Source organism: Trichocoleus sp. Lan, assembly GCF_039961855.1.
GTDB lineage: Bacteria > Cyanobacteriota > Cyanobacteriia > Cyanobacteriales > FACHB-T130 > FACHB-T130.
In genome coordinates this window covers 40,842-53,348 of record NZ_JAMPKA010000037.1, presented here as the reverse complement: position 1 = coordinate 53,348, position 12,507 = coordinate 40,842, and the positions used below count along the sequence as shown (strand labels likewise).

At 35.1% G+C, this 12,507-nt stretch carries 11 protein-coding genes and 1 tRNA gene; 8 read left to right on the top strand and 4 right to left on the bottom strand.

The window, feature by feature from the left end:
• Nucleotides 1-826 precede the first annotated feature (826 nt).
• The 6 genes from NDA03_RS24445 to NDA03_RS24420 all read left to right on the top strand — a co-directional run bounded on the left by NDA03_RS24445 (nucleotide 827) and on the right by NDA03_RS24420 (nucleotide 7,632).
• Nucleotides 827-1,603: an EcsC family protein gene (locus tag NDA03_RS24445; RefSeq protein ID WP_190413874.1), complete on the top strand. Its 777-nt coding sequence runs from the start codon at nucleotides 827-829 to the stop codon at nucleotides 1,601-1,603.
• Nucleotides 1,604-1,608: 5 nt separating this feature from the next.
• Nucleotides 1,609-2,535, top strand: coding sequence for a hypothetical protein (locus NDA03_RS24440; RefSeq protein WP_190413875.1), 927 nt, complete (start codon nucleotides 1,609-1,611; stop codon nucleotides 2,533-2,535).
• 444 nt (nucleotides 2,536-2,979) lie between these two features.
• The gene (locus NDA03_RS24435) at nucleotides 2,980-3,354 is read left to right on the top strand and encodes a hypothetical protein (RefSeq protein WP_348239413.1); all 375 of its coding nucleotides are present in this window, start codon (nucleotides 2,980-2,982) and stop codon (nucleotides 3,352-3,354) included.
• Between the two features lie 152 nt (nucleotides 3,355-3,506).
• On the top strand, nucleotides 3,507-4,085 hold the full coding sequence (locus tag NDA03_RS24430) for a hypothetical protein (protein ID WP_190413879.1): 579 nt from the start codon (nucleotides 3,507-3,509) through the stop codon (nucleotides 4,083-4,085).
• A gap of 145 nt (nucleotides 4,086-4,230) precedes the next feature.
• The gene (locus NDA03_RS24425; RefSeq protein ID WP_348239412.1) at nucleotides 4,231-6,291 is read left to right on the top strand and encodes an ATP-binding protein; all 2,061 of its coding nucleotides are present in this window, start codon (nucleotides 4,231-4,233) and stop codon (nucleotides 6,289-6,291) included.
• A gap of 48 nt (nucleotides 6,292-6,339) precedes the next feature.
• The gene (locus NDA03_RS24420) at nucleotides 6,340-7,632 is read left to right on the top strand and encodes a hypothetical protein (RefSeq protein WP_348239411.1); all 1,293 of its coding nucleotides are present in this window, start codon (nucleotides 6,340-6,342) and stop codon (nucleotides 7,630-7,632) included.
• Nucleotides 7,633-8,373: 741 nt separating this feature from the next.
• Here the strand turns inward: NDA03_RS24420 and NDA03_RS24415 are convergent.
• Nucleotides 8,374-8,446, bottom strand: a tRNA-Phe gene (locus NDA03_RS24415).
• A gap of 222 nt (nucleotides 8,447-8,668) precedes the next feature.
• Here NDA03_RS24415 and NDA03_RS24410 point away from each other — a divergent pair.
• On the top strand, nucleotides 8,669-8,833 hold the full coding sequence (locus tag NDA03_RS24410) for a metallothionein (RefSeq protein WP_190413885.1): 165 nt from the start codon (nucleotides 8,669-8,671) through the stop codon (nucleotides 8,831-8,833).
• A gap of 114 nt (nucleotides 8,834-8,947) precedes the next feature.
• Here the strand turns inward: NDA03_RS24410 and NDA03_RS24405 are convergent, their stop codons facing one another.
• Nucleotides 8,948-9,826, bottom strand: a complete 879-nt coding sequence (locus NDA03_RS24405) for a metal ABC transporter permease (RefSeq protein ID WP_190413887.1) — start codon at nucleotides 9,824-9,826, stop codon at nucleotides 8,948-8,950.
• A 61-nt stretch (nucleotides 9,827-9,887) separates the two neighbouring features.
• Between NDA03_RS24405 and NDA03_RS24400 the strand changes: the two genes are divergently transcribed.
• On the top strand, nucleotides 9,888-10,298 hold the full coding sequence (locus NDA03_RS24400) for a metalloregulator ArsR/SmtB family transcription factor (protein WP_190413889.1): 411 nt from the start codon (nucleotides 9,888-9,890) through the stop codon (nucleotides 10,296-10,298).
• 31 nt (nucleotides 10,299-10,329) lie between these two features.
• Here the strand turns inward: NDA03_RS24400 and NDA03_RS24395 are convergent, their stop codons facing one another.
• Nucleotides 10,330-11,112: an ATP-binding cassette domain-containing protein gene (locus tag NDA03_RS24395; protein WP_190438714.1), complete on the bottom strand. Its 783-nt coding sequence runs from the start codon at nucleotides 11,110-11,112 to the stop codon at nucleotides 10,330-10,332.
• A 23-nt stretch (nucleotides 11,113-11,135) separates the two neighbouring features.
• Nucleotides 11,136-12,179: a zinc ABC transporter substrate-binding protein gene (locus NDA03_RS24390; RefSeq protein WP_348239410.1), complete on the bottom strand. Its 1,044-nt coding sequence runs from the start codon at nucleotides 12,177-12,179 to the stop codon at nucleotides 11,136-11,138.
• Nucleotides 12,180-12,507 lie beyond the last annotated feature (328 nt).

The window sequence follows — 12,507 nt, the reverse complement described above, 5'->3', positions numbered from 1 at the left end:
AGCTCCGTATACGGCATACCAACTCCCCAGTGTCTTGATGCTGATCTACTCCCTTATTGTGCAATCTCGATTATGAACTGGCACACTACTTGACCATTCATGCAGGAGGTCTAATGGAAACTTAAATAAATAAATAAATAAAGTTAGTAAAATATTAGTTACACCAGTTACAGTTACGTCAATGCTTGAAACTCTTACTGGGACTAGATTACTGCCGTTAATAGAGAAAATAATACTTAGTTTCACTTCAGTTACATCGGTTACATCAGTACTTAATAAAGTTTTCAGTTTTATAAACTCAAAACAGAAATTGATGTATTAATCATTCAAAAATTTTCAAATTAATTTTTAAGGATAAATACTTACAACTACTAAGCCTTAAGCATAAATACTCCTTATGTAGCTGGTTAGCTTTATTTGGGTATAGCAGTGATTCAAGTAAGGATGACTAACGAAAAATCAAGGTTTTTAGAGATCGCCCTGATAGGTAGAAAGGCTGAATATTTAATTTATTGAACAACTAAACGACTGAAAACCTCACATGACAATGGTTCCAGGCTATCCTAATAAAAAGCCATAAAACCACATTAAAAAGATTTTAGGTAGTAGATGACATAAAGCCAATTTCATGGCACTTGAAAGAGCTTATAGAAGCTAGGTATTTTTACTTAGGGTCAATGGTTATGCTTTTGAAAACCATGAAAACAGTAAAAATGCTTAAATGATAATTTAAAAGGAGAATATTCCTAGTGGTATAACTGAGTTATTTCTAAATTGTAAAAGTTATCCTTTAGCAACAGCTAAAAGTAATTATGTAAATCAAAACATGGATATTTCAGGTTTGCAAGAAGCGCTTGAATCACTAATTAACATGATGAGTAGTTCTGATCCAGAAGAAATAAATAAATACTTAAATAAAATCCGTTCGGAAAATCCTACTTTAAGTAAAAGGGAAATTGCCGAAAAAATAATTCATGACCAATCTATTAAGAGTGGTGTATTAGGTGCTGTTACTGGACTCGGAGGAATAGTTACTTTACCCGCAACTATTCCTATAGATATAGTTAAATCTTGGAGAATTCAAGCTTTTACAATTCGCTGTATTGCTTATTTGTACGAATATACTCCTGCAAACACTGATATTAAAACAGATATCTTTTTAGTTTTGTCTAATGGATCTATACAAGAGTTAAAGAAATTAGTAATTACAGAAGCATTGAAGTCAGCTCCTAAACACGCATTAAAAGCTTTAGAAAGTGTAAAACAATCAATTATTAAAGTAACTGTAAAGGAAAGTACAAAGTATGCTGCTAAAGTTATTACTAAACATGGTGGTAAAACCATAGTTAAATATACTATGAAAGGAATGCAAAAACATTTAGTAAAAGCTTTATGGAAAGTAGGAGGAAAGAAAGCAGTAGAAAAATCTGTTCAGAAAACACTTGGCAAAGCAGTTCCGGTAGTTGGTGCAATTATTGGCGGTAGTTTAGATTGGGTTTCGACACAAGCTATAGGAAAGTTAGCAATTGAGTATTATGAAAACTCAACTCCTGAATGGATAGATGAAGTTTTCAGCTTGTGTGCAGAAGAAAATAAAGGTTAAAATAGATGCTTGTATTTTTCATTCATGGAGTTGCTACAAGACATGATAAGTACGCTTTTGAATTAATAGAGAAAATCAGAGATGATTTTGATAAAAGAGAACAAGCTAAACCTTATTTTTGTTGCAGTCAATGGGGAGGAGTTTTAGAAAATACACCCCCACTTTGGAAATGGGTTCAGCAAGATTTAAATAATTTTTGCAATAATTCTAAGATCGATTTAGGAGATGTGTTTCAGTATAGTCAATATCGTGAATTCTTTATCGAGCAGTTCTTTGGGGATCTTTTCACTTACCTTAATACAGAGAATGGTCGGGAAATTAGAAACATTATTGCATTGCAATTACTTGAATTTTTAAAAAAACATCCTCAAGAAACAGAACTTCATCTAATAGCACATTCTTTAGGAGGAGTAATTTTATATGATATGTTATTTTCTGATAAATATGGAACAGACGATCCAGCATTTTATATAAGAAATATAATAAAAGGTTTAAGTGGTGCTAACGGTAAATCAAAAGTTTATCTTAGAAGTATTACTACAATGGGTTCGCCCATATTACTTTTTAATTTAATGTTAGGTATCCTGCCTGAAAATCTAAAAAGGTTTGCTAGTAGATATTTAAAATCACCTTTAAGATGGATTAATTTGATTCATGCTTCTGACGTTTTTGCATATCCTATTTCTGCAAGCTTAAATATTGATTCATCATGTAATCTCTTTTTTAGAGATAAGTTTATTGCATCTCATAATCTTATGAAAAAAATTTCACAGCCATTTTCTGGCTTAGCCGGATTATCTATGGCTAAAGGATTAACAAGTTCTCATACGTCTTATTGGAATAGAAGTAGGGTTGCTCGTTTAATCACAGCTAATATTTTAGGAGACTGTGAATTTATAGATTCTGTAAGTCCTTATAGAAAACATTTTTGATTTCTGCTTTCCGCTATAAATAGTTTTTTTGTATTTTTAAAATAATAATTTACTTATTTCAAAGTAAGCATTTTAAGAATATATAATTAATGTTTTACTGATTGTATATTTTTATATGCTTTTATGTGTCCAATTTGTTAATATCAACTTTGCTAAAAACATAGATTAATAGATTTTATGGATAGCTTAAGTAAGACTTTGAAGGGTACTTAAACACTAATTTTTATCTATGCCTGTTCGATTAAATTTAGCTTGAAAGTGTCTTTATATGTTTAACAAGCTCAAGATTCATCAATTTCTGTATAAATTAGGAATTAAAGGTAGTTTACACAAAGTAAATGATATCAATCATTAATATTTGTGATTAATATCACAAGGTTGAATAGTAACTGTAACTTCTAAATAGAGAATACTGTTACAAGAGGTACTACAGAGGTTAAATTAATGAATGCTTTCCAAATAGTTCAGCTTTATAAGGCAAGTAAGACTGCATACAAAGCAGGTAAGGAAGGTAAGAAAATTTATGAAAAACTGCTTCACGGAGGTAAAGATCGTGTAGGTGAAGTTCTAATTAGAGATAGCAGATATCATCTTTGGGAAGTGAAAGTACGCCAAACAGTTAAGCGAGGAAAATATCTCAAGATAACTTCAGAATTAAATGGAGACGAAATTCTCGCATCAGCAAATAACTACAAGATAGGGAAATATCTTGCTATTACATTAGAAGAATGGGAAGTATTCGCTCTATGTACAGAGCATGATGATGATGAGAAAATCAGTAAATGCGCTCAGGATATTCTCACCAGACTTGTGAAATAGAACAAGAAACTGCTAAAACATTAGAGTATTAGGTAGACAACTATACAGTTAATAAGCCTCTTATACACATGAATATACAGCATTCATGGGCTATCATACAGGACAAATAAACCATCTATCTGTCGAACAAATATTAAGATGTTGGAGTTCCTATGAGTGAATGTCCTGTATGTTTGAATGTATCTCAAGATGATGTTAACTTCTGTCCTGTATGTAATTGGGATTTAAGCATCTATCTTCTTTCTCCTGATGGACTTAAACAAGAACAAGAGAGTAGGCTCAACTGGGCTATAGAAGTTTGGCAAGAATTTAAAACTCTAAGAGAAGAAAGAGAGTTGATTTTTTCAGAATATGCCTTAAAAGAACAATGGATAGACACATTGTTCAAGGTGTTTAGAGATTTGGAAGTGGGATTAGAAGATGAAAATCAAAGCCTAAAACATGAAAACAAGAGACTAAATCATGAAGTAAAGGAATTGAAAACCAAGTTAAAATCAGCAGAGGATAAAGAAATTAGAGAATCTCAAATATCGGCTCAATGCAAAAGAATAACAGACAAGGTTTTTGAACGTGAATGGTCAGAGGGAAAATTAGTTTCTGTAGCTTTACCCGAAAGCGTGAAAGACGCTATTAAAAAACGTACTCGTGAGCGTAGCCGTGGTGAAGATGGTTTAGCTCATTGGCTTAGAGTTACTATAACTTACGGAGCAATTAAAGAACGATGGTTATAAGTTACTTCTAACTTTATTTTTACTAATGCATAGCAGTTTTAATTAGCTTTGTTGTGGAAAATCCAGCAATAATAAGCCGTGTTTATATATATTGTAATAAGCCTATCTGCTTAGATCATTTTAAACTTTGATAAAGAGGAGTGTTATGGTTAATCGTATAAAAATTGAACCCGATCAAATCGAAAAGGAACAACAAGATTACACTAATAAACCGAAAAAATTTAAAAACCAAATAGGATATCCTTACTCTAATTTGCCTGACGATCGGGATTTTGAACGTTTATTGTATTTAATATTTAAAGAAGATTTAAAAAGTCAAAATGATTTAATTTATGATGACGTAATATTAATGCAAGGTGTTGGAGAAAAAGGTCGCGATATTTGTTTAACATTGAAGTCCGAAAATATAGGATTAGTTCAATGTAAAAAATACAAAGATTCGTTAAATAGAAAACAGGTGGGAGAAGAAGTTATAAAGTTTGTTTTGTTTCATTTACAGGGTAATAATTTAATTTCAAACACTCAAGAAAAACTTTACTACTATCTCGCTGTAAGCTCTGATATAAATGAAAAAGGAAAAGAATTAATTTCAGAAATTAATGATAGTAGATTAGAAAAAAATGAAAATGAAATTCATGAATGCTTTGAAAGCATCAAGAAAAAATATGTATCATTTAAAAATTTAGATTTTGAAGTATGTAAAAATGATATTTTTGCAACTTTAGAAAAAATTACTATAAAACCACTAATAAATACTGACTTAGACTACAGACTTGATAGATACAGTGATATTGTGAATCTGTTTTTTAAAGTTGATTCAGTTATTAATACTGATGCCTTTAAGGACATATTAGAACAAAGGGAAAAACAAGCTGTAGAATTAATGGGTTCACTAACTCCATTGGAAAAACATCTTCAAAATAAATCTCCCTATTTGTTTGATATTTTCAACAATACGAAAAGGAAAATACAAGAATTAATAAATCAATACAATATTCATTTTATAGACTACTCTGAACATAATAAATGTCATAACCAGGAGGTAATTAAGTATGTTTGTAGCCTTCTTACACAAGAAAATATGAGTCATCTTAATGAGCATGAGTTATATATATTAGCTAATTCATCTTATTTAACTGATATTGGCGTTTGTCAATCTAAAGAAGCCTTAGTAGAAAAATATCAGGATGAATTTTATGAGCATAAAAAAAATAACTTTTTTCATTCGTTTGAAAACTATATCCGATTGAATCATTACAAAATATCCCATGACTATATAGTTGAAAATGCAGAATTATTAGGAATTCATAAGGATTATGTAGAAGCAATTTCTTTAGTCACTCAAGCTCATTTTAGTATTCAAAAAACTATTGAAGATTCAACTTACTATCACTCTCAACATTCAGTTAATTCTTATTCTACTGAAACAGTATGTTTACCTTATCTAGCATTTTTAATCTTAATTGCAGATAATGTTGATGTTAAAAACATTAACTCAAATAAGTTGTTGAATAAATATATTAAATATCCTAAGTATATTAAGAGTAAGAGATTGTGGGAAGAGAAAGTAGAGAGAGAAAAACCTCGGACAAAGTTCCAAGATGCCGGAAAAAGATTGATTTTTGAGGATAAAATCGACGATCAATTAATTTACTTAGCAACTTCAGAACATTTACACTTACTTGAGCAACTATTAAAAACTTGCCATAAATTTATTAAACAGTTGCCAAAACAAATCAAAATTGAACTAACTTTTGTTGAGAATGATATTTCCTCTCCATTTAAAGACGGAATAGGATTTAGCCTCGATTATAAAAACATTATCCATACTTTTATGGGTAAAAAAATTTACCATGATGAATATGTTGCTATTCGTGAAGTTCTTCAAAATTCATTAGACTCATGTGAACTAAAAATTCAAAACGAACAGAACTATACGCCTGAAATTATTCTTGATTTAATTGGTAATGATCTAGTTATTCAAGATAATGCTTTAGGAATGGATAGGTATATAGTTGAAAATTATTTTGCTAAATTAGGTAGCTCATTCTATTGCGAAAACAACATTGAAAATTCTATCGGTCAATTTGGAGTAGGAGTATTCTCATATTTTATGTTATGTGATTCTTTTACTGTAGAAACAAAAATGAAACACTCTAATGGCTTAAAATTTATAGTTAATCAAGAAGCTCCCTATCAGTTTTAATTTGAAGAAGACCCTAGTATAAGTGAAGGCACTAAAGTTATACTGCATTTGAAAAACGATATTGATTTAAATATTAATAGGCTAACAGATTTTGTTTCGACTAACTTTAAATATGTTGATATACCTTTAATTATAAAAAACGAAAATCAACAGACAAATATTATTGAATTTAAAAAAGATGCTTTCTGTGAGAATGAAGTAATTGACTTAATTAAAGATATTGTACAAAGCCCTCATGTAATAGCACTTTTAGAATACAAGTTTTATCAGGTCACACTAAAAAATGAGGAATTTGAAGGATATTGTGGAATATTTTTTCCTGAAAATCAACATGACTATTCTTTTGAACTTAGAAATATTTATAAGGATAATAGAAGAAATGTTAATATTTTTCAAAAAGGTATTTTTGTAAAACAAGCTGGTATTACACTCATTGGCGATATTAATATAAAAATACCTAAGCAGCTTAATATAACTAGAAATACTTTTGAAAATGATTTATTTTTATATGAAATTTATGAAAAATTTCAAAGCGAGATAATTAAAACTATTTTTTCAAACATTCACGAAAATTTAAGAACTACTGTTACTTTGTCTTATCTTTTGAATTATCGTAGCTCCTGTAGTAAAGAGCATTATGAATTTCTGGAAAATTACTTTTATTTCTCGGTGTATCAGCGTAATTTTCTTCCTGAAGGAGCAAATGTCATTAACTTAGATTTGTCCTTATTTAAGCTAAGTAACTTATTAGAAATAATGCTGTGTACTAATGATGTGAACCTTATGGATTACTATATACGTAAGTATAATATTTCTTATATTCTACCTGGAAATCATCAAAGTTCTAGTTTTATCTTTGACTATTTGAAACATAAAAAGTTTGTATTTTATGTTGTAAACCATCCGCAAGGAACTTTTTTGAAAGCAAGCAAAAACAAGCATGAAATTATAACTTATAATAGTTTTTCACATAACTACGAGTTAGCAAATTTTTATGGAGTCCAATTAACTCTTTGCACGACTAAATTTTGTTCTTATATAGATAACCCTATAAAAACTTATTTTAATATTAATCATCCGATAATAAAGTTTTGGTATGATAACTTCAAGGAACTTAGTCATACTAGACCATTTAGGTTATTTCAGGAATTAATGGAAAAGATACGTCAGCAGTTTGTAATTGTTTTTCACCGTATTAACGGCTCTACAACTCTGATAAAATTATCTCTGAATGAACTTAATTTTTATTTAAATGACATTAATGTCCTTTTAGGTACATCTTTTCATTTATCAAAAAATGATTTTCCTGAATGGATGTATTCAAAAATAGATGATGATTAAAAATGAAAAAATAATTTTTTCATATTTCAGGTTATTTATGTAACAAGCTTAACCAATTAAGTATGCAAACTTAAAACTAACTATGAATTACGTTGCTAATATTATATTTATACTGCTGATTACATAAATTTTTTAAGCATTCATGCTACACTTTTCAATTTATATTAAATAATTGTATACATCGTGTAGTAATTATGTATCAACAAATATGTATCAACAAAGTTGATGATTTTATCTATGTTTTCCATATTATTCTGCTAGTAATATGTGTAGAATTTACACGTTTTTTTCAACCTCATACCTCTAAAACATCGAATAATCGATAGATACATCAGTTGTATATGTCTTTCCATAGCGGAAATTGTAAGATTACATCTGCTATTTGTATACAGCAATTATGTGTTTGTAGTTATAGACCTATTGCATTTATATAGGATTAGCACTCAAGAAGTGATAAGCATGAGTATAAATACAGGTATTGACTAGGATAGTTAGCTATGGTATACGTCCACCCTTAAGCCATAGTTCTGTTAGAGTAAGCCATAGTTCTGTTAGAGCTATCTGTACTTCCTTTAGAATCCTCTGTAAGGACACGATAACCCGTCAAAGGTGGAAAGATAGCTGAGGGCAGCTTTTATCGCCCTTAAAGCCTCTTCTACACTTAGTAGAGTTTTAGTAGACTTGCCTAGACTATTAGCGTACTTGATGAGCCTAGAACCTTCTATATACTGTTGTTTTAAATGCCAGGACGGAGATTTGAACTCCGGACACGAGGATTTTCAGTCCTCTGCTCTACCAACTGAGCTATCCCGGCGCACTTTTTTTGGTGCTTTATTAAATTAACAAAGTTAGACAGTGTTGACAAGCCCCTAGTGGCAGATTCGGTAATATTTTTGTTTTTTGTCAGAGATCGCAGTTCCAGCAAGGGCGATCGCTATCTCTGTATCGCTATCTCTATGACGATTCCTGAAAAGGACGGATATCTGAATATCTGTTCAGATGTTATAGTAAGTGAAGAGTTGACTAGGACAAAGTGATGACTACCGTAACTTCGATGAAATGTGCCTGTGAATCTTGCCTGTGCGTTGTTTCCATCAGCGAAGCGGTGGAAAAAGGTGGTAAATACTACTGCGGCGAAGCTTGTGCCAATGGTCACGAATCTGGACAAGGCTGCTCCCATCACGGCTGTAACTGCGGCTAACTGAAGGTTGAAAGCTTACAAGAGTTGAAGGTTGAAGGTTTACAGCAGTGGAAAGTTCTCATAAACTGGCTAACCTTCAACCGGCTAATCCACAACCCGCTAACCTTACTTGTCTCAGCTAGTTTGCAGATTCAGCTTTGCCCAGCCAAGAACGGCTAGAAACAGCAAAAACTGGACGAGAACAATACTAGGGCCAGAAGCAAAGTTAAAAAGACCGGATACAATCATTCCAGCAACGCTACTCATCGCTCCCAAGAAAACGGAGAGCCAGAGAAAGTAGATAAATTGGTGACTCAACAACTTGGCAGTAGAAGCGGGAATCACTAGAAAGGCATTTACGAGTAAGATGCCTACGGCTTTGATAGAAACGGCAACTGCCAGGGACAGCAGTACAACAAATAAGTAGCGATAGAGCTGAACTGGAACACCCTGAACCTTTGCTACATCGGGGTTAAGCGTCAATAAGATTTGCTCTCGCAGCGTTGACAGTAAGAAGATACCGCTGCCCACAAGCAATAGAAAAACCAGCACCAAGTCGGTGTTATTAATTGCGAGAATATCCCCAAATAGAGCGCCTAAGAGGTTGCCTCGGTATCCCTGGATAAAACTGCTGAGGATGACGCCAATTGCCAAGGCACCGGATAGCACAATGCTGAGGATGTTGTCGCTGGCGAGATTGGTTTGATCAATCAAGTAGAGAACCGCTAGACCAAAAATTACCGTAAAGGGTAGTAGCATCCAGGTGGGATTTAGCTGCAATAAGACTCCCATCACCAGCCCGACTAAAGCCGCGTGACCAACGGCGTGGCTGAAAAAAGACAATTGGCGCAAAGTGACAAAACTGCCAAGAAATCCGCCGAGAAGTCCCATCAGGACGCCACCTGCGATCGCTCGTTGCATGAAGGGAAACTGCAACAAGGTGATTAAGTTAGCGCTATCCGCGATCGCTAGCCAGTGAAAATGAAATGAGATCGACCAATCTAGGAGAGTCATGAGCTTTCCATCCACGTCAGCGAATCAGTTACGATAAGAGTATCTACCTATAGCTTGAGAAATGTCAGTGCAACTTTCATCTGATGAAGCTGTAAATAGCGACCTTCAGAAGACAGAAACTTTAAATTGTAATCCGCCACATCCGGTTGACATAGATAACGTTCACCAATTGCAAAGTCAGATTCTCAGCACCGAGAAGTCCCAGCGAATGGCGGAGTTCTTTAGTCTCTTAGGAGACGCCAATCGCCTGCGGATTCTATCAGTTTTGGCACTCAAAGAACTGTGTGTGTGTGACTTGGCAGGAGCGCTGGCAATGAGCGAATCAGCGGTTTCCCATCAGTTGAGAGCCTTACGTGCCCTGCGACTGGTTAGCTACCGCAAGCGTGGGCGCAAGGTCTTCTATAGCCTTCAAGATAATCACGTTTTAGACCTCTATCGCTCTGTTGCAGAACATTTGGATGAAGCCAATTAAATATTAAAAACTCCTAGCATTTTGATTCTTTTTAGTGGTGATGATGATAGCGACTGAAACTTGGGCCATAAGTGGCTAGCAGGTTTTGAGGGGAAAGGGCAATTTCCGGGGTGCCAGTGCAGACTACCGTTTGATTGAGGCAGAGAACGCGATCGCAGTGGTGACTTACCATGTCAATATCGTGGGAAACTTGCAACACCGTCCAATTTTGCTCGCGTTTGAGTTCATTGAGCAAAGCATAAAAATCTGCTGCACCTTGCACATCCACACCGGCAAACGCTTCATCCAGGACTAGAAGTTGACGAGGCATGACTAGACAATAAGCCAACAAAACACGCTTGAGTTGCCCACCACTCAGAGTACCGATAGATTGACGGCGCAGGTGATAAGCGTCTACCCGTTTCAAGGCAAATGCGATCGCTTCTGATTTCTTTTCATCTTTCCGCCAGAATGACAAAAAGTTTTGAGCCGTGAGTTTTCCTGACTCCTGATTTTTCTTCGCCCATCCCAACCCCACCATTTCGGCGACAGAAATTGGAAAACTCCGGTCAAAGATAAAATTTTGCGGCATATAGCCTAACCAGTGACACCAATGCCCCAAACGTTCAACTGGACGGTCAAAAATTTCTACTTTTCCGGCACTTCGCGGAATTAATCCCAGAATTGCTTGCACCAGCGTACTTTTACCCGCACCATTCGGGCCAACTACTGCTGTATCAGTTCCGGGTAGCAATTCAAAAGAGACATCCCGAAGCGCCAGATAGCTGCCTAGATATACAGTTAAGCCGTCAACTTTCAGAATTGGCGATGGGATAGGGGCGTCGGAATTTCTCACGTCTACTTGCAGGCAGCTTCCAGGGTTTGCAGATTTTGCTTCATCGCGGTGAAATAATGCTCCGGAGTCAGGGGGCCGTTTTCCAGAGGATCGATGGTTCTCAGGGTTAATTTCAAGTCAGTGGAGAGACTTTCAAGCAATTTATTGTCAGTTCCTGGTTCGCCAAGTAGGGCTTTAACATTGTACTTTTTCACTGCCCCAACCGCCTTTTGAATGTCAGCAGGCGAAAGGTTATCTTCAGGAATCTGAACTACTGCAACTTGCTGAAGCTGGTAGCGTTGAGCAATGTAAGGATAGGCATCATGGAAGGTGACATAAGTACAACCGCGATAAGGTTGCAGACGCTGCTGAAATTCTTTGTCTAGCGCCTCCAGTTGCTGAATGTAGGCGGTGGCGTTTGCTTGATAAGTCGCTTTGTTATCAGGATTGGCTGCAATTAAACCATCCCGAATATTCTCTACTTGCTGTTTTGCTCGGACTGGATCGAGCCAAACGTGAGGATTACCTTCTGCATGGTCGTGTTCTTCTGCCTTTGCACCGGCTTCTCCCTCGTGGTTGTGGTCTTCGTGGCTAGCTGCTTGACCATTCACCACGGGTGAGGCGTCTTCTAAGGCGTTAATGCTTTTACTACTATCAATTTCTTTAATCTGAGCGTTTCCAGAATTTTTGATAGTTTCTTGAAGAAATTCTTCCAAGCCGAAGCCATTTTTTACCAGCACATCTGCTTGAGCGATCGCTTGTACGTTTGCGGGTGTCGCTTGATACTCATGCACTTCCGATCCGGGTGGCACTAAAATTTCTACCTGCGCTTTGTCACCCGCAACTGCCTTGGTAAACCAATAAATCGGCAAAAACGTTGCCACTACCCGTGGAGACTTCGGATTCTGCGCTGCTACTGGCGACTGCGGTGAAGCACTCTGCTGTGGAGATGGGACAGAAGTCTTTGATGAGGTACACCCAGCAGCGAACACTGGCAGCAGTAATAAAGACAGGGCAAATTTGCGCGGATAATGTCGGATTTGATGTCGGATTCTAGGGCGCGTCACGGTTTATCTCCTGATTGACGGTGGAAGTGTCAATCTCTTTTTTTGAGAATGAGTCTTGTTGTAATGTTATGAGAATAATTCTCATTTTAGTATGATATTGCTGCCGATAGTTGAGTTTTGACTGGTAAATGCCATCAGGGGGGATTGTAAAAGTTGGAGAAATCTTGTCTCTTAAGTGTTTAAAAGCAAAATTTCTCAGCAGCAACGGATGCTTTTCATTGGAAAAAGGCAATTTATAAGCAAAATCCAGCAAAATTGTCAATAAATTGTCTTTAGCAAACTGTAGAGCAGTCAGTCGCTGCGGAGAATCTTGAAAGGGTGTCAGGAG

Excerpts from the sequence above, each read along its gene's own strand:
- NDA03_RS24440 (WP_190413875.1), top strand. The coding sequence starts at position 1,609 with ATGCTTGTATTTTTCATTCATGGAGTTGCTACAAGACATGATAAGTAC.
- NDA03_RS24405 (WP_190413887.1), bottom strand. The coding sequence starts at position 9,826 with ATGACTCTCCTAGATTGGTCGATCTCATTTCATTTTCACTGGCTAGCG.
- NDA03_RS24430 (WP_190413879.1), top strand. The coding sequence starts at position 3,507 with ATGAGTGAATGTCCTGTATGTTTGAATGTATCTCAAGATGATGTTAAC.
- NDA03_RS24425 (WP_348239412.1), top strand. The coding sequence starts at position 4,231 with ATGGTTAATCGTATAAAAATTGAACCCGATCAAATCGAAAAGGAACAA.
- NDA03_RS24410 (WP_190413885.1), top strand. The coding sequence starts at position 8,669 with ATGACTACCGTAACTTCGATGAAATGTGCCTGTGAATCTTGCCTGTGC.
- NDA03_RS24400 (WP_190413889.1), top strand. The coding sequence starts at position 9,888 with ATGTCAGTGCAACTTTCATCTGATGAAGCTGTAAATAGCGACCTTCAG.
- NDA03_RS24445 (WP_190413874.1), top strand. The coding sequence starts at position 827 with ATGGATATTTCAGGTTTGCAAGAAGCGCTTGAATCACTAATTAACATG.
- NDA03_RS24435 (WP_348239413.1), top strand. The coding sequence starts at position 2,980 with ATGAATGCTTTCCAAATAGTTCAGCTTTATAAGGCAAGTAAGACTGCA.